The sequence below is a fragment of the Burkholderia sp. PAMC 26561 genome (assembly GCF_001557535.2).
Taxonomy (GTDB): Bacteria; Pseudomonadota; Gammaproteobacteria; order Burkholderiales; family Burkholderiaceae; genus Caballeronia.
On the sequence record NZ_CP014306.1, the window covers coordinates 307,172 to 326,213 of the forward strand.

Below are 19,042 nucleotides of genomic sequence, written 5' to 3' on the forward strand. Positions count from 1 at the left end.
GTGAAGCATTGAAGGGCAGATCAGGCGCTGGTCTGCTCGAATTCCTTCATATACTCGACAAGCGTCTTAACCGCTTCGAGCGGCACCGCGTTATAGATGGACGCGCGCATGCCGCCGACCGACTTGTGGCCTTTCAGCTGCAGCAGGCCGCGCGCTTTCGCGCCGGCCAGGAATGCTTCGTTACGGGTTTCGTCGGCGAGAAAAAACGGTACGTTCATTCTCGAGCGCGACTGACGCTCAACTTTGTTCAGATAGAAACTGCTCGAGTCGATGGCGTCGTACAGCAGCGACGACTTCTCGATACTGCGCGCCTCCATGGCTTCCAGGCCGCCCTGATTCTTCAGCCACTTGAAGACGAGTCCGGCAATGTAGATTGCATACGTGGGCGGCGTGTTGTACATCGAATTGTTCGCGGCGATGGTCTTCCATTCGAACGCCGACGGGCAGATCGCGAGCGCACGATCGAGCAGATCCTCGCGCACGATCACGACCGTCACGCCCGCCATGCCGATGTTCTTCTGCGCGCCGCCGAAGAGCACGCCGTACTTCGCGATGTCCATTGGACGGGAAAGAATGTGCGATGAAGCGTCGGCGACCAGCGGCACGGAGCCCAGATCGGGGATCTCGAAAGTCTCCACGCCGTCGATGGTTTCGTTCGTGCAAAGATGGACATACGCGGGGTCGTCGGACAGATGCCATTCGGCGATCTTCGGGACGTGCGTGAACCCCTGATCCGTCTTGCCATTCGCCGCGATATGCGGCGTGCCGTATTTCTGTGCTTCCTTGAACGATTTCTGCGACCACGAGCCGGTCACCACGAAGTCCGCGGTCTTGCGCGATCCAAGCAGGTTCAGCGGCACGATTGCGTTCTCGCCAATCCCGCCGCCTTGCAAAAACAGAATCCGGTGCGACGCGGGCACCCTCAGCAGATCGCGGAGATCGGTCAGCGCCGCTTCGTGAATCGACATGAATTCAGCGCCGCGATGACTCATTTCCATCACGCTCATGCCGCTGCCGTTCCAGTCGAGCATTTCGTCGGCGGCTTGACGAAGAACTTCTTCGGGCATTGCAGCAGGACCAGCGGAGAAATTGAATACGCGCATGAATAAAGACCCCGAAAAGCCGGACGCGATTTAAGCCAGTAAAACCTGAAACCGCGCCTGAAAAAGAAATGGCTGTTTGCGTCTGAACGCAAACAGCCATTATCGCACCGTCCCGAAAACCCGCCAAACAACCGCCGCGTGGACAACTCGCTCGCGGCCGCGGGTTCCGGCGACCGGCTTGAACTTACTTAGCCGGCTTGACCGATGCCACTTCCTTGTCTGCTTGCGTACGCGTCGCCTTGATGGCTTGCGGCATGTACTTTTGCATCAGGCCATTCACCACGTCACGACCAACCTGGTCCTGAACCTGGATGAACTTGCGTCCTGTCGGGCTCTTGTAGAACGTCGTCAGGTCGTTGATTTCAGCCGTGGTGTAGTACTTCGCGTAAGCGTCGTACTGAGCTTGCATGGCGTCCTGACGGAACGAATCCGTTGCAAACACTTGGCCAGCCGAATCAACCAGCTTCGGTACCGTGTCCTTCTGGAGCTGAGGAACGGCAGCTTGTTTCTGCTTGTCGTTCAGCGTCTTGTTTTCGCTCAAAGCGTCGGACAGGATGGCCGGAACCAGTTGCTTCGACTGCATTTGTGCGCTGTTACCAATGGCGCCGACGAGCTTTTGCGCGTCGATTGCGTCCAGCAGGTTCTTGATCGCAGCTTGCTTCGCCGGATCCGGAGCCGCTGTGGCCGCAGCCGGTGCCGGCGCTGCCGATTGGCTCTGGAGCGATTGAGCCGATGCGAAAGCCGGTACCAAAGCAGCCAGCAAGATCCATTGTTTAAACTGTTTTTGCATCATTACTCCCTTAAAAAATTTTCGTTTCTACTGCTGCGCGAGCCGGCATGTACTTGGGACATGCTCAGGTTCGCGCAGCTTATAGATTCAAGCTTTCAGAAACAGAACGAGTGCTCGCCGATCAGGCGGCGTTCAGGACGTTGTGTCCTCGCCGCCCTCGGACGTGTCGTCGGGACTGTCGCCAGCGTCGCTGGCCGATGGTGTGTCGAGTGTGTCAGCCGCGTCACCTTCCAGATCCGCGTCGAGTTCGACCGCCACTTCCGCCTCGGCGATGTGCTGCAGGCCGGATAACTTCGTGCCGTCGTCAAGACTGATGAGTGTAACACCTTGGGTTGCACGGCCCATCTCACGGATCTCCGACACGCGTGTGCGAATCAGCACGCCCGTATTCGTGATCAGCATGATCTCGCTTTCCGGCTCCACGAGCGTCGCAGCGACGACCTTGCCATTACGTTCCGATGTCTGGATCGCGATCATGCCCTTCGTGCCACGGCCATGACGGGTGTACTCGCCAATCGGCGTACGCTTGCCGAAACCGTTTTCGGTCGCGGTCAGCACCGACTGGTTCTCGCCGCCCGCCACGAGCAGCGCGATGACCTGCTGCCCGTCTTCCAGCTGCATGCCGCGCACGCCCCGGGCTTCACGGCCCATGGCGCGGACGTCGTTTTCGTCAAAGCGAACTGCCTTGCCCGAATCCGAGAACAGCATGACGTCGTGCTCACCGTCGGTGATCGCAGCGCCGATCAGGAAATCGCCCTCGTCCAGTCCGACCGCGATAATGCCCTTGCGCAGCGGCCGGCTGAACGCTTCCAGCGGCGTCTTCTTGACCGTGCCCAAAGACGTAGCCATGAAGACGTACTTGTCAGCCGAGAATTCCTTGATCGGCAGCACGACGTTGATCTTCTCGCCGTCCTGCAACGGGAACATATTGACGATCGGACGGCCGCGCGAGTTCCGCGAACCTTGCGGAACTTCGTAGACCTTGATCCAGTAGACGCGTCCGCGATTCGAGAAGCACAGCATGTGATCGTGCGTGTTCGCAATGAACAGCGTGTCGATCCAGTCGTCTTCTTTCATCTGCGTGGCTTGCTTGCCGCGGCCGCCGCGCTTTTGCGCGCGGTATTCCGACAACGGCTGCGACTTCACATAACCGGTGTGCGACATGGTCACGACCATTTCCTGCGGCGTGATCAGGTCTTCGGTGTTCAGTTCCGTGGCGTTCAGTTCGATGCGCGAACGGCGGTCGTCGCCAAACTCGGCGCGAACGGTCGCCAGTTCGTCCACGATGATTGCGCGAATCCGCTCCGGACGCGCGAGGATATCGAGCAAATCGGCGATCTGCGCCATGACATCCTTGTACTCGCCGACAATCTTGTCCTGCTCGAGCCCGGTCAGGCGTTGCAGGCGCATTTGCAGAATTTCCTGCGCCTGAACGTCGGAAAGCTTGTACAAGCCATCTGCCTGCATGCCGTAAGCCGGATTCAGACCTTCCGGCCGGTACGCCTGTCGCCCGCCCGATTCTTCGGTTTCCGCGCGCGACAGCATTTCGCGAACGATTTCCGAATCCCAGGCGTTGTTCATCAAGTCCTGCTTCGCGATCGGCGGAGTGGGAGCAGCCTTGATGATGCGGATGAATTCGTCGATATTCGCCAGCGCCACCGCCAGGCCTTCCAGCACGTGACCACGATCCCGCGCCTTGCGCAGTTCGTATACAGTGCGCCGCGTCAGCACTTCCCGCCGATGCGACAGGAAACACTCCAGCATCTGCTTCAGGTTGAGCAGACGCGGCTGGCCGTCGACCAGCGCGACCATGTTCATGCCGAACGTGTCCTGGAGCTGCGTCAGCTTGTACAGGTTGTTCAGCACCACTTCGGGCACTTCGCCGCGCTTCAGCTCGACCACCACGCGCATGCCGCTCTTGTCGGATTCGTCGCGGATGTCCGAGATGCCTTCGATCTTCTTCTCGTTCACGAGCTCGGCGATACGTTCGAGCAACGTGCGTTTGTTCACCTGATACGGGATTTCGTCGACGATGATCGCCATGCGCTGGCCGCGATCGATCTCTTCGAAGTGCGTGGTCGCGCGCATCACGACGCGCCCGCGTCCTGTCCTATATCCATCGCGCACCCCCGAGACGCCGTAGATCACGCCGTACGTCGGAAAATCCGGTGCCGGAACGATTTCCATCAGTTCGTCGATGGTGGAATCCGGGTTGTTCAGCAGATGCATGCAGGCGTCGACGATTTCGCGCAGGTTGTGCGGCGGAATGTTCGTCGCCATGCCAACCGCGATGCCGGCCGAGCCATTGATCAGCAGATTCGGAATACGCGCCGGCAGAACCAGCGGCTCGCTTTCGCTGCCGTCGTAGTTCGGACCGAAGTCGACTGTTTCCTTGTCGATATCCGCCAGCAGTTCGTGGCCGATCTTCGCCATGCGGATTTCGGTGTATCGCATGGCCGCGGCATTGTCGCCGTCGACCGAACCGAAGTTGCCCTGTCCGTCCACCAGCATGTAGCGAAGGGAGAACGGTTGCGCCATCCGCACGATGGTGTCGTAGACCGACTGGTCGCCGTGTGGGTGATATTTACCGATCACATCGCCGACAATACGCGCCGACTTCTTGTAGGCGCGATTCCAGTCGTTGTTCAGTTCGTGCATGGAATAGAGTGCGCGACGGTGGACAGGCTTCAGGCCGTCGCGGACATCGGGGAGCGCTCGCCCCACGATCACGCTCATCGCGTAATCGAGATATGAGCGGCGCATTTCCTCCTCGAGGGAGATTGGCAGGGTCTCTTTGGCGAATTGATCCATTTATCCGTGTCTTGAACTGTGCGGCGCCGGCGCGGAATAAACGTGCGTTTTGCGACGTTTCCCCTGAATTCACCGGCGTTTGGCATCGGCATTGCGAACGCAACGCATCACGCGATTCTAACATGCGCGGCATCCGTGCCCGGCAGCGGCGCGTATATACATACAGTGCATGCGCGGTAAGCAGCCGGGCAGGACGGACCCGAGGGAACTTTTCCGGAGAATCGAGAATCGCTGTAGCCGAAGCTTACAATTTGCTTTGCATGAGGAAGTGAAAACGTCAGACTAACCCGCTATGATTCACGACCGAGATTTTTGCAGTCGCTGAAAAGTGCACAAAAAATCAGCAAAAAAAATGTATTGATGTTTTGCCAAAAAGTTCCGGGTGGGCACGTATCATGCGCATAAGACGCGCATATCAAACCCTGCTTTTCCCATGCCCCGTCTTGTTGCGCATGCACCACATAAGGTTGCAGGCATTGGGGCCCCGGGGATATTTTTATCGTTGCAAGGGAACGATATGGCAAAATGCCAACGCACAAAGTTAGACACTGCTCGAAGTCTACACACAGCGTTTTGTTCCGCGGTAATGTTATACTTCGAGCAATGTATGACTTGTCTTTGTCAACAAGGCTCGCAGTAAACCTGCGGTAATCTCAATTTCGAGAGGAGAAATATGAATAAACTTTCAAAGCTCGCGTTCATTGCAGCTACCGCAGTTATGGCTGCATCGGCTATGGCGCAATCGGTCCCGGCTTCACGTCAGGCAGTCAATGACAACTGGGTGAACGGCACGGGCGAATATGTGTGGATGAACGGTACGAACGAGCTTTGCTGGCGCGATGCGTTCTGGACCCCGGCTACGGCAAACGCAAAGTGCGATGGCGCGCTGGTAGCGCAAGCACCGACGCCGCCGGCTCCGGTCGCTCCGGTTGCTCCGGTCATCCAAAGCCAGAAGGTTACGTACCAAGCTGACGCTCTGTTCGACTTCGACAAGGCAATCCTGAAGCCGGCTGGTAAGGCAAAGCTTGACGATCTCGCATCGAAGATTGGCGACCTGAACCTGGAAGTCGTGGTCGCTACGGGTTACACGGACCGCATCGGTTCGGACAAGTACAACGATCGTCTGTCGCTGCGTCGTGCACAAGCTGTCAAGGCATACCTGGTCAGCAAGGGCATCGAAGCCAACCGTATCTATACGGAAGGCAAGGGCAAGCGCAACCCGGTTACCACCGGTTGCAACCAGAAGAACCACAAGCAACTCATCGCCTGCCTCGCACCGGATCGTCGCGTGGAAGTCGAAGTTGTTGGAACCTCGCGTCAGCCGCAGTAATTTAGCGACTGATTGCCGCAGGATCAAAGCCCCGCTTCGGCGGGGCTTTTTTTATGCGCGCCCGGCGCCCACAAGCTGCCCCCTTCTTTCTCCGGCCCGTTTTACCCGGTTCCGTCACCGCCTATATACTTGGTGCCTGACTGTTCACGACTTTCGTTTCAAGGCTATCCGCACATGATCAATGCCGATCCCCACGAGCTTCAGAAATTCAGCGAGCTGGCTCATCGCTGGTGGGACCCGAATGCCGAATTCAAACCGCTGCATGAACTGAACCCCGTGCGGCTCGACTGGATCGACGGCCTGGCTCACTTGCCGGGCAAACGCGCGCTGGATGTCGGCTGCGGTGGCGGGATACTGTCCGAGTCCATGGCGGTGCGCGGCGCGAAGGTGAAAGGCGTGGATTTGTCGTCGAATGCGCTGAGCGTGGCCGACTTGCACAGCCTGGAAAGCGGTGTGGAAGTCGAGTACGAGGAAATTGCGGCAGAAGCGCTTGCTGCGCGTGAACCGGGCACCTATGACGTCGTCACGTGCATGGAAATGCTCGAACACGTACCCGACCCCGCCGGGATTGTCCAGGCTTGCGCCACGCTGGTGAAGCCGGGTGGCTGGGTGTTCTTCTCCACGCTCAATCGCAATGCCAAGGCGTACCTGTTCGCGGTGATCGGCGCGGAGTACATTGCCCGGATGCTCCCGCGCGGCACGCACGACTATGCGCGTTTCATCAAGCCGTCAGAACTTGCGCAACTTGTGCGTTCGGCGCAATTAGATATCGTCGAGATCAAGGGGATTACGTATCGCCCGCTCGCCAAGCGCTTTGGCATCTCCGACGACACTAGCATCAACTACCTGATGGCTTGCCGTCGCGTGGCATGACGAAAACGAACATGAACGACCGACCGAACGACAACTCGAACTCCACAGATGCGGACCCGACGCCACCGAGCGTCATTGAACCCGTACGGACTTTCATGAGCGACGACCCGACGCCCTCTTCGCAGCAGGAATTGGACAAGGACCGGCTGAAGCTGTGTCAGGCGGTCTTGTTCGACCTCGACGGCACGATCGCCGATACCGCGCCCGACCTCGTCGCAGCCGTCAACAAGATGCGTCACGACCGTGGGCTCGAGATGCGTCCGCTGGAGACGTTGCGGCCGCTAGCATCGGCGGGCGCGCGGGGTTTGCTTGGCGGCGCGTTCGAGATCAGTCCCGAACATCCGGATTACGCAGCCATGCGCGAGGAGTTCCTGGCGAACTACGAAGCGGATCTGTGTATTGAAACGACGCTGTTTCCGGGTATCGATGAACTGCTCGATCAGCTCGATGCCCGCGGTGTTCGATGGGGCATCGTGACGAACAAGGTCACGCGGCTGGCTGAACCGCTCGTGGCATTGCTCGGACTTGCGGAACGGGCGGCGTGCCTGGTTTGTGGCGACACAACCTCGCACTCGAAGCCGCATCCGGCGCCCTTGCTTCACGCCGCCGAGTTGATGGAAGAAAAGCCCGAGCAGGTTGTGTATGTGGGCGACGATCTGCGCGACGTTCAAGCGGGTTTCGCGGCCGGCATGGTCACCGTGGCGGCAGCCTATGGCTATTGCGGCACGGACTTGCCGCCCACGCGCTGGCATGCTGATCACGTGGTAGAAACGACTATCGAATTGCAGCAATTGCTGCGGGATGTGCAATAGGTTGCGGTGTCCTTCAGTCCTTGCGCTGACGCTGATGGCGGCTGGATCTGTGAGATAATACGCAATGCTTCGGGGGCGACCTGGTTTCGACAGGGGTTGCGAAGCGGCTAGGGCATACCGAGGACCCGTCACCTCGTAAATCAATGGGAAAAACGTAACTGCAAACGACGAAACGTTCGCACTGGCAGCCTAAGGGCCGCCTGCCTCTCCCTAGTTTACTGACGGACTAGAGTCGCAAGACCGGTAGCAATACCGAGAGAGGTCATATACGTCAGATAAGCCTTGTCGGCGTCGCGACGCCAAGGTCGAAAATTTAGTGAATCGCCGAAGCGAAGCGTGTTCGTCCGCGTCGCCAGGTTAAATCAAATGATAGAACTAAGTATGTAGAACTGGTCGTAGAGCGCTACTGGACGCGGGTTCGATTCCCGCCGCCTCCACCAATATCGCTTCCGGCTTTCCCGCCGGATGAACTGAACCCCGCTTGCCGCAAGGCAGGCGGGGTTTTGTTTTTCCCACTCCCCACAATCCGCCAAACCCTCCTTCCATGTTCGCTCGGCAACGGAACGTCGCGCCGCTACACTTCAAGCTGCCAGATTCACTGATTCAGCAGACAAAAAATTCCATACGGGGGAATCATGCAAGTGAGCCGTTCCATGCGGAGATTGGCTGTTGCGTGCTTATCGATACTGCTGTGGGCCATCAGCGCCCTGCTCTCACCGGCCATCGCGCAAACGTCGGCGCAACCATCCGTTCCAGCCGCCGATTGCCACGCCGGGTCGCTCATCACTGTCGTAGCCCATCTCGACGACGATCTGCTCTTCGTCAATCCCGGCATCAGCGACAAGCTCGCGGCCGGCTGGTGCGTGACCACCGTTCACTTGATCGGCGGTGCGAACGGCGCGAACTTCGACTACGTGAAACTCCGCGAAAAAGGCACGCGCCTCGCCTATGCGCGCATGGCAGGCGTGGCGGACGACTGGATTGAATCGACAGTCGATTTCGCCGGCAAACCCGTGCATCAAATGTTGCTCAGGCAGCAACCGCGCGTGAAGCTGCTCGAAGTCCGGCTGCCCGGCGGCGGCGTGCGCGGCGGACGCGTGCCGCTCGGTTTGCTGTGGGACAAGGGCGAAAGCATCGACACATATCCGCTGAACGCGGACGGATCGAACACGATCAAGTACGACCGCGCCGCGCTGATCGCGACCGTGCGCGCCATGCTCGCACCGGCGACCGAGATCTACACGCTCAATCCGGATACGGTGCCGTTCATCGAGCACCCGGATCACATCTACGCCGCGCGCATCACGCGGATCGCGGCGCAAGGGCTCGGGCGCGATATCCCGATCGGCTATCACGTAACGTATCCGACCGGCGGACTGCCCAAGAACCTCGACGCCGCCGATACCCAAAAGAAGCGCGACGACGTGGCGTCGTACTTCGCCATCGATGGCGACGATAACGGCGGCCACGTCTTCGGCGAATATCAGTGGGACGGCAACTGGGTCGCGCGCCGCTACTGGACACGCGCGCACGCGAGCGACCCGGGTCCGGATTTCCAGCCGCGTTCAATGCAGATCGTGAACGAATATTCGAGTCAGTGCGTGACATCGGCCGGCCTCGGCGCCGCGCCGACGCTTGCCGCGTGCACAGGCGCGAAGACGCAGGACTGGCACTGGCAGCAGGTATCGGCGGCGCCGGGGACCAAGAACACGGCACAACTCGTAGATGAAACCACGCGGCAATGCGTCGCCGAACGCAGCGGCACGTTGATCGAAGAAGCATGCGCGCCGCCGGATTCCGCCGATGCCGCCCAGAAGTGGACGCCCTGGGACTTCGGCTATGTGTACACGCCGCTTGGTCATTGCCTGGCTGGGCGCAACGGTGCGCTCGCGGCGGGCAGTTGTTCCGCGCTGACGACGGAGTCGCGCTGGGCGCCATCGGCGCAAACGCAATGGACCGATAACCGCGAGGAAGGCGGCCTCTTCGGCGACGTACGCGGCGATAACATCGACGACGCCGCAAGCGCCGCCACCGGTGAGCGCCGCTCAAGCGTAGTCTACGTGCAGCGCCGCAAGGACGGACCGGGCTTCAACGTATGGGTCGCAGATATGTCACGGCTGGAAACGGCGGAGCCCTGGTATCTCAACGCCATACCTTTCGATGCCCACGCCACGGCGCCCACGTGTTCGGCCAACCGGCTTTGCTTCGACAGCGTGCGTTTCCTGCTGGGCGATTTCGATGGCGACGGCCGCGCCGACCTGATGGTGATCTCGCCGCGCAACGGCGGCACGGCGTTCTGGCTGATGCGCAGCACGGGTGCGCGTTTCGAAGCGCCGAAGCTGTGGTATCAGACAGGCACGGCGTGGACGCCGGCGAACGCGCAGCAATATGTGGCGAGCAATTTCACGGGAAGCGGCCGCGCCGATGTAATGATCGCGCACAAACGCGGCGATGGTGGCCTGAACCTGTGGGTGCTGGCGAGCGTCGGCAAGAACGGCCGTGCGCCTGCGTTGTGGATGCAGGCTCACGACCTGAGCACGAACACGCGTTTCCTGCCGATGCACACAGCCGGATCGCCGCGAACCGGGCTTGTGGCGATCGAGAATATGAATGGCGCAATGGCAATAACGCAGCTCACAAGTTCCGGCAGTGCGTTCGCCGGGACGCTGCGCGGCAACACGTATCCGCAGTTTTCATCGGCGATGACGAAGGTGACGGCCGGCGATATCAACGGCGACGGAACCGATGACCTCGTGATGCTGCAACCGCGAGGCGATGGCCCGGATATCGATGTCTGGACGCTCAAAGGCGGAGGCACGCCGGTGCTCGCCGGGACGCTGAAGGAAGCGTCGTACGCGGATGCATTGCCGCACATCGTGCAGCGTGAGCGACGCTCGACGCTCGTGCTGTTCAAGCGTGCGAACGCGAAGCTTGGGCCGTTCTATTACACGGGCGGTGCGCCGATGTTGATCGGCTATGACTTCGACAGCGCGCTCAAGCTCGGCCCGGCGCAAATCTGGAGCGAGATGCCCGGACTATTTTCCGAGTCGCTGTGGCTTAGGAACCTGCAATAAAAAACGCGCCGCCGAGAATATCGGCGGCGCGTTTTTGAGTACCGCAAATCAGCCCATCCGCACCTGCAGATTAAGGACGTCGGATGCAATCGCGAGATACCGGTCAGCCGTACTCTGCAGCGTCAGTCCGTTCAACGGACGTGTCGCGCGCGGCTGCGACAACGCAGCGAGCAATGCGCGGCCGTAGGCATCGGCGTCGCTGGTATCGAGCAGCGCGACGCCGGGAAAAGTATCGGCAAAAGCAAACGACGGGATTGCGTTCCCGACCACCGGAATACCCGACGCGAGCGCTTCGAGAAAGCCGATGCTGTGCGCCTCGAAACTCGAGGGCATCGCGAACGCCCGTGACTCGCGCAGGATCTCGGCCACGTTGGACTGCGGCCCGATTATCTTCACGCGGTCGTTCAAGCCGAGTTCGTCGACGAGTTTCACGATTGCCGCGTGATACGCGAGATTCTCGATCACGCCGCAAAGCAGCAGACGCACGTCGGGATCGACAGCGGCCACGCGGGCGAACGCCTGGACGGTCTGCAACTGGTTCTTCTCGGGGATATAACGCCCGATCTGGACGATCTGGCGGATTCCCGTCGATGTCAACGGTTCGCTCGTCTGCGTGAAGCGCGAGATATCGACGCCGTTCGGCACCACGATCATGGACGGATGCGAACCGACTTCCTTGACGTAATCATCGATATTCTTCTGCGATACCCCGATCACCGCCTTGGCGCGCCCCGACAGCAGGCGTTCCGCAAACAGCAGCGCATTGTTCGCGAAGTCGTTGGCGCCGGAGTGCATGACCCACACAATCGGCACGCGGGTCGGCAACGCGCGGACGTACAGCGCGGGTATGGTCGCGTGCGCGAAGATGATGTCGGGTTTGAAGCGGCGAATGGCGCGATGCAAGAACAGCAGTCGGCCGACCTTGCCGAGCGAGCGCTGCGGAAACAGACACAAGACGTTGTTCGCCCGCAGCTCGGCGCTGATGTGTTCGAAATCGTCGTGCTCCGGCATCAACGACGTGATGCAAACATCGTGACCACCTTGCTGATGCCCGATCGCTACGCCCTTCGCAAGCACCTCGGCCCCTGATAACCGGGGTGCAAGAACGACTTGAAGAATTCTCATTTGGCTGTCTTCCCCTCGCCTTTCTAAAGCGTGTCCTGCTAGCCATTGCCGTCGGGTGGACACTGCCGTCCACGTGGCCCTCTCGGCACGCCTCGTTCGCGTGCGGCCACTTAGCTGGCTTGCTTCATTGTTTTTTATGAAAGTTAAGTGCGTTTGTCACTGCGGACCGTTCAACGCACGCAACGATAAGATACCCGAGCGCATGCCGTACGCGCCGCCATCAAGTAGCATTAATCGGTCGGTAATGAGTGGTAACAGACGCTTAGACAAATGAAGCGTTCAGCGAAGCGCGAGGCGGTGAGAAATCGAGGGGTGAAAGCAGGGTTAACGCTGCCGTTGCGGCAAGTGCTGCGAACGCCGCGGCTAAAAACGGGACACGCGTAGTGAACGCACACGCTTCGTGATCGATGACCGAGCGAAGCCGTGTGCGTTGAAAAGTCGCGCGCTGCGATGCGCTAAAGGCGGGTTACTCGTCCTTCGGGCACTGCAGGTTGCAACCGTTTGGATCGCCCAGATCACCACGGCGGCGTTTGGCCGTTTCCTTGTTCTGGTACTTGTCGGACGGCGCGGAAGCCGCGAATTGCAATTGCGGGTGCTCCTTCAGCCGGAACTGGTCTTGCAGGATACCGCCCGGAATGCCGGGTGAATTCTGCGCAAATGCAACGGGCACAAAGGCAACGGCGCCGGCAACAAACGCGATGGATGCGGCAATACTTAAAAGCAGTTTCATGGCGGCAGTACAGTCTCTAGCAAGTCGATGAACAGACTTCGGTTAAACGTCCGGTCACGAATGTTTCAGAAAAGCTCACACCGAAGATTCGGACCGCGAAATCTGATTCTAAACGCTTGCTCCGCAATCGGCCGGTTACGCGGCCCTCGCGCATGTATCGGCGTATTACATTAGCTTACAACGCGCTGTCTTGGCTCACGTAGGCACTGAGCCGCCGAGTGCAGCTTCCAGGTCCAGCAGTTCGCCGCAATGCAGCGGATCGTAGCCTTCGAGTTGCGCCACGCCGCCCTTGAACGCTGCGCTGCGCAGCACGTCGAGCACGCCGGCTAGCTGGGCATCGGCGAGCTTGTCGCGGTCGCAGGCGAACAGATAATCCTCGTCGATGATCGGGATGAAATCGAGCGCGAACTGCTGCGCCGCCGGCTGCACGCCGAAGCCGAGGTCGGCCATGCCGCTCGCCACGAATGCAGCAATCGCCGAATGTGTCAGTTCGGCAGTCGCGTAACCGTTGATGGTCGCCGGATTCACGCCAATTTGCCGCAGCGCCAGGTCGAGCAACATGCGCGTGCCCGAGCCGGGTTGCCGGTTCACGAAGCGGATGTCGTCGCGGGCGAGATCGCGCAATCCGCGTATGCCTTTCGGATTGCCCTTCGGCAAGAAAAGTCCCTGCGTGCGTCGCGTCAGGTGAATCAGGCCGTGCCGCCCCGCATCCAGCCACGGCCGATAAATCTCCGCGCAACTCGCACGGAACTCGCCGATCGGCAAATGAAAACCCGCGAGCTCGCATTCACCGCGCGCCAGGGCGCTTACGGCTTCGGCGCTCTCCCGGTATTTGATATCGGCGGGAATCCGTTTTGCGGCCAGCGCACCGACGAGCGCCGCAACCGCATAACCGTGCGACGCGTGAATACGGACTTCACTGACCGCGCGCAACAACCGCCGGTTCAACTCACCGGCTACTTCGCTCGCCACCGCCTGAAGCGGACCGTCGAGCCGATCGTTCGACATACGCTGCGCCCGCAAGACGGCATCACCGAGTTCCGACAACACCGACCCGCGCCCGCGCGACTTGGTGATCAGCGCGCCGCCCAACCGTGTCTCGATTTCGCGCAACAGGCCCCACGCATGCCGGTAGGACAAACCCTTAGCCGATGCTGCCTGCGCAATACTTCCGGTCTGCGAAACGAGCAGCAAAAGCGGCACGGCCGCGCTGAGACTGGCTTCGCGGCCTGCTGCATCGCGCAAGACGAGTTCGGTCCGGCATTCAACGTCGATCATATGCAGTTGTTGTTCCTATTGCCATCGACTGGATAGCCTCGTATCTTGCATATCAGAGGCTCGGTACAGCGATTATAAGACCGATATATGCATTAATAAAACATATGCCGAGCGATGGAGACTCCCCACATGGTCCAGATTGCCAGTAGCAACCCGAATGAACCCGCCGTCACGCCCGACGAACGCGTTGCGCGCCACTTGAAACCCGGTGCGTCGCTGATCGCCGTGCTGCACGCAATCCAGGACGAGGCCGGCTTCATTCCTGCCGATGTCATCGCCCCGCTCGCCGTGGCGATGTCGCTTTCGCGCGCCGAAGTGCATGGCGTGATCACCTATTACCACCACTTCCGCTCGGAACCGCCGGCGCGCGTCACGGTTCAGCTATGCCGCGCCGAAGCGTGCAAGAGCATGGGAACGGAGGCGCTGGCCGAGCATATCGAAGGACATACCGGCTGCAAGTTCGACTCCGGTCATCAGCCCGATACCGAACTCGAAACCGTCTATTGCCTCGGGCAATGCGCGTTGTCGCCGGCCATGACGATCAATGGCGAGCTGTACGCCCGCGTCACGCCGCAGAAATTCGATCGGCTATATGAAGAGGCGCGCGTTCACACGAGCGTGGAGGACCTGGTATGACACGCATCTACGTTCCCTGCGATTCCTCGGCGCTGGCGCTGGGCGCCAATCGCGTTGCGCTGGCCGTTGCTTCGGAAGCCCAGAAACGCGGCATTGAAGTCGAGATCGTGCGCAACGGTTCGCGCGGCATGTTGTGGCTCGAACCACTCGTCGAAGTCGAGACGGCGGAAGGCCGTATCGGCTATTCGAACGTCGATGAAGACGATGTCCCCGCCCTCTTCGACGCCGGCTTTGTTACCGGCGCTGCGCATGACAAGCGCATCGGCGTGGTCGACACCATGCCGTGGCTTGCGAACCAGCAGCGGCTGACATTCGCGCGCGTCGGCATCACGGACCCGCTTTCCACCGATGACTACGTCGCCCACGGCGGCCTCGAAGGCCTGCGTCGTGCGCTCGAAACCGATGGCGACGCCGCATGTGAAGCGCTGCTCGAATCGGGCTTGCGCGGACGCGGCGGCGCAGCGTTCCCGGCCGGCATCAAATGGCGCACGGTTCGCGCGGCCGTGGCGCCGCAGAAGTACGTGGTCTGCAACGCCGACGAAGGCGATTCCGGCACGTTCTCAGACCGCCTCGTGATGGAAAGCGATCCGTACATGTTGATCGAAGGGATGATCATCGCGGGGATCGTGACGAACGCGACGAAAGGCTACATCTACGTGCGCAGCGAATATCCGCACGCGATCACCACGCTGAACCGCGCGATTGTCAAAGCGCGCGAAGCCGGCTGGCTCGGTGCGAATGTGCTCGGCAGCGGCAAGGTGTTCGAACTCGAAGTCGCCAAGGGCGCGGGCTCGTATGTTTGCGGTGAGGAAACCGCGCTGCTGGAATCGCTGGAAGGAAAACGCGGCGTGGTGCGCGCGAAGCCGCCGGTTCCTGCGCTGGTCGGTTTGTTCGGCCAGCCGACGGTGATCAACAACGTCATCACACTGGCAACTGTGCCCATCATCTTCGCCAAGGGCGCGGCGTTCTACCGCGACTTCGGCATGGGCCGTTCACGCGGCACGCTGCCGTTCCAGATCGCCGGGAACGTGAAGCAAGGCGGTCTCGTGGAACTCGCGTTCGGCGTCACGCTGCGCGAACTGATCTACGAATATGGCGGTGGCACGGCAACCGGCCGGCCGGCGCGCGCTGTGCAAGTCGGCGGTCCGCTTGGCACATATTTGCCCGAGAGCCAATGGGATATCCCCATGGATTACGAAGCGTATGCGGCGGTGGGCGCGGTGGTCGGTCATGGCGGCATCGTGATTCACGACGACACCTCCAACCTCGCCGACCTCGCCCAGTACGCAATGCACTTCTGCGCCGTCGAATCCTGCGGCAAATGCACGCCGTGCCGGATCGGTTCCACGCGCGGCGTTGAAGTCATCGCGAAGATCCGCGCCGGCGATACGTCGCCGAAACAGGTTACGTTGCTGCGCGAACTCTGCGACACCATGCTTGCCGGATCGCTCTGCGCGATGGGCGGCATGACGCCCTATCCGGTGATGTCCGCCCTCGATCATTTCCCCGAAGACTTCGGTCTTTCGCGTAAGCCGTCGCAGAAAGCGGCTTAAAAGAAGGAGCACATATATGTCCAGTTCTTCCTGCGGTTCCGGTAATTGCGCCTGCAAAACGAAGCTGCGCGATCCCTTCGACGATACCGACTACGGCACGCCGCTGCGCCATGCCGATATCGATGTGACGCTGGATATCGATGGCACGCCGGTCACCGTGCCGGCCGGAACGTCGGTGATGCGCGCGGCGATCGAGGCCGGTGTAAACGTGCCGAAACTCTGCGCGACGGATTCGCTCGAGCCGTTTGGTTCGTGCCGTCTCTGCCTGGTCGAAATCGAGGGCAAGCGGGGTTATCCGGCATCGTGCACGACACCCGTTGAAGCCGGCATGAAAGTGCGCACGCAAACGGACAAGCTGCAGTCGCTGCGCAAGAACGTGATGGAGTTGTACATCTCCGATCACCCGCTCGATTGCCTGACATGCCCGGCAAACGGCGACTGCGAACTGCAGGACATGGCGGGCGTGGTCGGTTTGCGCGAAGTGCGCTACGGCTACGAAGGCGCGAATCACCTGAAGGACAAGAAGGACGAATCCAATCCGTATTTCACGTACGACGCGTCGAAGTGCATCGTATGTAACCGATGCGTGCGCGCGTGCGAAGAGACGCAAGGCACGTTCGCGCTGACCATCGCGGGACGCGGTTTCGAATCGCGCGTGGCGGCAAGCGAAAACCAGCCGTTCATGGAATCAGAATGCGTGTCGTGCGGCGCGTGCGTGGCGGCATGCCCAACGGCGACGCTGCAGGAAAAGACCGTCATCATGCTGGGTCAGCCCGAGCATTCGGTCGTGACCACGTGCGCGTACTGCGGTGTCGGCTGCTCGCTGAAGGCGGAAATGAAAGGCAGCCAGGTCGTGCGCATGGTGCCGAACAAGAACGGCGATGCCAACGACGGCCACGCCTGCGTCAAGGGCCGCTTTGCATGGGGTTATGCCACGCACAAGGACCGCATCACCAAGCCGATGATCCGCGCGAAGATCACCGACCCGTGGCGCGAAGTGAGCTGGGAAGAAGCGCTTTCGTACGCGGCGAGCGAATTCCGCCGCATTCAGGACAAGTACGGCGTGGATTCGATCGGCGGGATTACATCGTCACGATGCACGAACGAGGAAACCTACCTCGTGCAAAAACTCGTGCGCGCGGCGTTCGGCAACAACAACGTCGATACCTGCGCCCGTGTTTGCCATTCGCCGACGGGTTACGGGCTGAAGACAACGCTGGGAGAATCGGCGGGCACGCAGACCTTTGCATCGGTTGAGAAGGCCGACGTGATCATGGTGATTGGTGCGAATCCGACCGATGGCCACCCTGTGTTTGCATCGCGTCTCAAGCGGCGCGTGCGTGAAGGCGCGCAACTGCTCGTGGTGGATCCGCGCCGGATCGATATCGTCGATACGCCGCACGTGAAGGCTTCGCATCATCTGGCCTTGCGTCCGGGCACGAACGTCGCGGTGGTCAACTCACTCGCCCATGTGATCGTCACCGAAGGGCTCGTGGACGAAGAATTCGTAGCCGAGCGCTGCGAAGCACGCGCGTTCCAGCAATGGCGCGACTTTGTATCGTTGGAAGAAAACTCGCCTGAAGCCATGGAAGCCATTACCGGCGTTCCGGCGCAGTCCGTTCGCGAAGCCGCGCGCATTTATGCCAACGCACGCAACGGCGCGATCTATTACGGCCTCGGCGTGACGGAACATGCGCAAGGCTCGACGACGGTCATGGGCATTGCGAATCTTGCGATGGCAACGGGCAATATCGGCCGTGAAGGTGTCGGCGTGAATCCGCTGCGTGGCCAGAACAACGTGCAGGGTTCGTGCGACATGGGTTCGTTCCCGCACGAGTTGCCGGGCTATCGCCATATCAGCGACGCGGCTGTGCGCGCATTGTTCGAAGAAGCGTGGAGCGTCAAGCTGCAGTCGGAACCGGGCCTGCGCATTCCGAACATGTTCGATGCCGCCGTTCACGGCAGCTTCCTCGGCCTTTATTGCCAGGGCGAGGACATCGTCCAGTCGGACCCGAATACGCAGCACGTATCGAAGGCGTTGTCGTCGATGGAATGTATCGTCGTGCAGGATATCTTCCTGAACGAAACCGCCAAGTATGCGCATGTGTTCCTGCCGGGTTCGTCGTTCCTGGAAAAGGACGGCACATTCACGAATGCCGAACGCCGCATTTCGCGCGTGCGCAAGGTCATGCCTCCGCTGCCGGGTCTTGCCGACTGGGAAGTGACGATCAAGCTGGCGCGCGCGCTCGGTTATGAAATGGGCTACACGCACCCGTCACAGATCATGGATGAGATCGCAAGCCTCACGCCGACGTTCACGGGCGTGTCGTACAAGCGTCTCGATGAACTCGGCAGCATCCAGTGGCCTTGCAACGCGCAGGCGCCGGAAGGCACGCCGACCATGCATATCGATGAATTCGTGCGCGGCAAGGGTCACTTCGTGATCACGAAGTTCATCGCGACGCCGGAGAAGGTCACGCGCAAATACCCGCTGCTGCTGACGACGGGGCGAATCCTGTCGCAGTACAACGTGGGCGCGCAAACGCGGCGCACGGAGAATTCGCGCTGGCACGACGAGGACCGGCTGGAGATTCATCCGGTCGACGCCGAGGACCGTGGGATCAAGGCGGACGACTGGGTGGGTATTGAATCGCGTGCGGGTCAGACTGTGCTGCGCGCCAAGATCACCGAGCGCATGCAACCGGGCGTGGTGTACACGACCTTCCACTTCCCGGAATCAGGCGCGAACGTGATCACCACCGACTCCTCCGACTGGGCCACGAACTGCCCCGAGTACAAGGTGACGGCCGTGCAGGTGATGCCGGTGGAACAGCCGTCGCAATGGCAAAAGGAGTATTCGGCGTTCAATGTTCAGCAGCTCGAGTTCCTGAACTTGCGTGAATTGCCGGTTACGTCGGGGAAATAAT

General features: G+C 60.4%; 13 protein-coding genes and 1 other RNA gene. 8 read left to right on the forward strand and 6 right to left on the reverse strand.

Annotation, left to right across the window (positions count from 1 at the left end; genetic code table 11):
- Nucleotides 1-20: 20 nt before the first annotated feature.
- The 3 genes from serC to gyrA all read right to left on the reverse strand — a co-directional run bounded on the left by serC (nt 21) and on the right by gyrA (nt 4,704).
- Nucleotides 21-1,103, reverse strand: coding sequence for a 3-phosphoserine/phosphohydroxythreonine transaminase (gene serC, locus AXG89_RS01530; RefSeq protein ID WP_062167341.1), 1,083 nt, complete (start codon nt 1,101-1,103; stop codon nt 21-23).
- Nucleotides 1,104-1,287: 184 nt separating this feature from the next.
- Nucleotides 1,288-1,893 carry a DUF2059 domain-containing protein gene (locus tag AXG89_RS01535; protein ID WP_062000939.1) on the reverse strand — a complete coding sequence of 202 codons (606 nt, stop codon included), beginning with the start codon at nt 1,891-1,893 and terminating at the stop codon, nt 1,288-1,290.
- Between the two features lie 132 nt (nt 1,894-2,025).
- On the reverse strand, nt 2,026-4,704 hold the full coding sequence (gene gyrA / locus AXG89_RS01540; protein ID WP_062000029.1) for a DNA gyrase subunit A: 2,679 nt from the start codon (nt 4,702-4,704) through the stop codon (nt 2,026-2,028).
- Nucleotides 4,705-5,377: 673 nt separating this feature from the next.
- Here gyrA and ompA point away from each other — a divergent pair.
- The 5 genes from ompA (at nt 5,378) to AXG89_RS01565 (ending at nt 10,793) form a co-directional block, all read left to right on the forward strand.
- The gene (ompA, locus tag AXG89_RS01545; RefSeq protein ID WP_056355836.1) at nt 5,378-6,034 is read left to right on the forward strand and encodes an outer membrane protein OmpA; all 657 of its coding nucleotides are present in this window, start codon (nt 5,378-5,380) and stop codon (nt 6,032-6,034) included.
- 174 nt (nt 6,035-6,208) lie between these two features.
- The gene (gene ubiG, locus AXG89_RS01550; protein WP_062167343.1) at nt 6,209-6,907 is read left to right on the forward strand and encodes a bifunctional 2-polyprenyl-6-hydroxyphenol methylase/3-demethylubiquinol 3-O-methyltransferase UbiG; all 699 of its coding nucleotides are present in this window, start codon (nt 6,209-6,211) and stop codon (nt 6,905-6,907) included.
- Nucleotides 6,908-7,002: 95 nt separating this feature from the next.
- Entirely contained in the window at nt 7,003-7,719 is a 717-nt protein-coding gene (gene gph, locus AXG89_RS01555; RefSeq protein ID WP_062170197.1) for a phosphoglycolate phosphatase, read from the forward strand.
- Nucleotides 7,720-7,790: 71 nt separating this feature from the next.
- Nucleotides 7,791-8,159: a transfer-messenger RNA gene (gene ssrA, locus AXG89_RS01560) on the forward strand.
- 213 nt (nt 8,160-8,372) lie between these two features.
- Entirely contained in the window at nt 8,373-10,793 is a 2,421-nt protein-coding gene (locus AXG89_RS01565) for an FG-GAP repeat domain-containing protein (RefSeq protein ID WP_236873357.1), read from the forward strand.
- Between the two features lie 48 nt (nt 10,794-10,841).
- On the opposite strand, the gene AXG89_RS01570 is transcribed toward AXG89_RS01565, so the two are convergent.
- The 3 genes from AXG89_RS01570 to AXG89_RS01580 all read right to left on the reverse strand — a co-directional run bounded on the left by AXG89_RS01570 (nt 10,842) and on the right by AXG89_RS01580 (nt 13,926).
- Nucleotides 10,842-11,918 (reverse strand): glycosyltransferase family 4 protein, encoded by a 1,077-nt coding sequence (locus AXG89_RS01570; protein ID WP_062167348.1) that lies wholly within the window; start codon nt 11,916-11,918, stop codon nt 10,842-10,844.
- A gap of 466 nt (nt 11,919-12,384) precedes the next feature.
- On the reverse strand, nt 12,385-12,648 hold the full coding sequence (locus tag AXG89_RS01575) for a hypothetical protein (RefSeq protein WP_062000032.1): 264 nt from the start codon (nt 12,646-12,648) through the stop codon (nt 12,385-12,387).
- A gap of 195 nt (nt 12,649-12,843) precedes the next feature.
- Complete coding sequence (locus tag AXG89_RS01580) at nt 12,844-13,926, reverse strand: substrate-binding domain-containing protein (RefSeq protein WP_062167350.1); 1,083 nt, start codon at nt 13,924-13,926, stop codon at nt 12,844-12,846.
- 129 nt (nt 13,927-14,055) lie between these two features.
- On the opposite strand from AXG89_RS01580, the gene AXG89_RS01585 reads away from it, so the two are divergent.
- Genes AXG89_RS01585 through fdhF form a run of 3 tightly spaced genes read left to right on the forward strand, consistent with a single transcriptional unit; the run spans nt 14,056 to nt 19,041 of the window.
- Entirely contained in the window at nt 14,056-14,562 is a 507-nt protein-coding gene (locus AXG89_RS01585; RefSeq protein ID WP_062167353.1) for an NAD(P)H-dependent oxidoreductase subunit E, read from the forward strand.
- Nucleotides 14,559-16,115, forward strand: coding sequence for a formate dehydrogenase beta subunit (locus AXG89_RS01590; protein ID WP_062167355.1), 1,557 nt, complete (start codon nt 14,559-14,561; stop codon nt 16,113-16,115). Before AXG89_RS01585 ends, AXG89_RS01590 begins: the two co-directional genes overlap by 4 nt.
- A gap of 16 nt (nt 16,116-16,131) precedes the next feature.
- Nucleotides 16,132-19,041: a formate dehydrogenase subunit alpha gene (gene fdhF, locus AXG89_RS01595; protein ID WP_062167357.1), complete on the forward strand. Its 2,910-nt coding sequence runs from the start codon at nt 16,132-16,134 to the stop codon at nt 19,039-19,041.
- Nucleotide 19,042: the final 1 nt, after the last annotated feature.

Coding starts and splice junctions, on each gene's coding strand:
- AXG89_RS01535 (WP_062000939.1), bottom strand. CDS start 1,893: ATGCAAAAACAGTTTAAACAATGGATCTTGCTGGCTGCTTTGGTACCG.
- gph (WP_062170197.1), top strand. CDS start 7,003: ATGAGCGACGACCCGACGCCCTCTTCGCAGCAGGAATTGGACAAGGAC.
- ompA (WP_056355836.1), top strand. CDS start 5,378: ATGAATAAACTTTCAAAGCTCGCGTTCATTGCAGCTACCGCAGTTATG.
- gyrA (WP_062000029.1), bottom strand. CDS start 4,704: ATGGATCAATTCGCCAAAGAGACCCTGCCAATCTCCCTCGAGGAGGAA.
- ubiG (WP_062167343.1), top strand. CDS start 6,209: ATGATCAATGCCGATCCCCACGAGCTTCAGAAATTCAGCGAGCTGGCT.
- AXG89_RS01585 (WP_062167353.1), top strand. CDS start 14,056: ATGGTCCAGATTGCCAGTAGCAACCCGAATGAACCCGCCGTCACGCCC.
- AXG89_RS01575 (WP_062000032.1), bottom strand. CDS start 12,648: ATGAAACTGCTTTTAAGTATTGCCGCATCCATCGCGTTTGTTGCCGGC.
- AXG89_RS01565 (WP_236873357.1), top strand. CDS start 8,373: ATGCGGAGATTGGCTGTTGCGTGCTTATCGATACTGCTGTGGGCCATC.
- AXG89_RS01580 (WP_062167350.1), bottom strand. CDS start 13,926: ATGATCGACGTTGAATGCCGGACCGAACTCGTCTTGCGCGATGCAGCA.
- AXG89_RS01570 (WP_062167348.1), bottom strand. CDS start 11,918: ATGAGAATTCTTCAAGTCGTTCTTGCACCCCGGTTATCAGGGGCCGAG.
- serC (WP_062167341.1), bottom strand. CDS start 1,103: ATGCGCGTATTCAATTTCTCCGCTGGTCCTGCTGCAATGCCCGAAGAA.
- fdhF (WP_062167357.1), top strand. CDS start 16,132: ATGTCCAGTTCTTCCTGCGGTTCCGGTAATTGCGCCTGCAAAACGAAG.
- AXG89_RS01590 (WP_062167355.1), top strand. CDS start 14,559: ATGACACGCATCTACGTTCCCTGCGATTCCTCGGCGCTGGCGCTGGGC.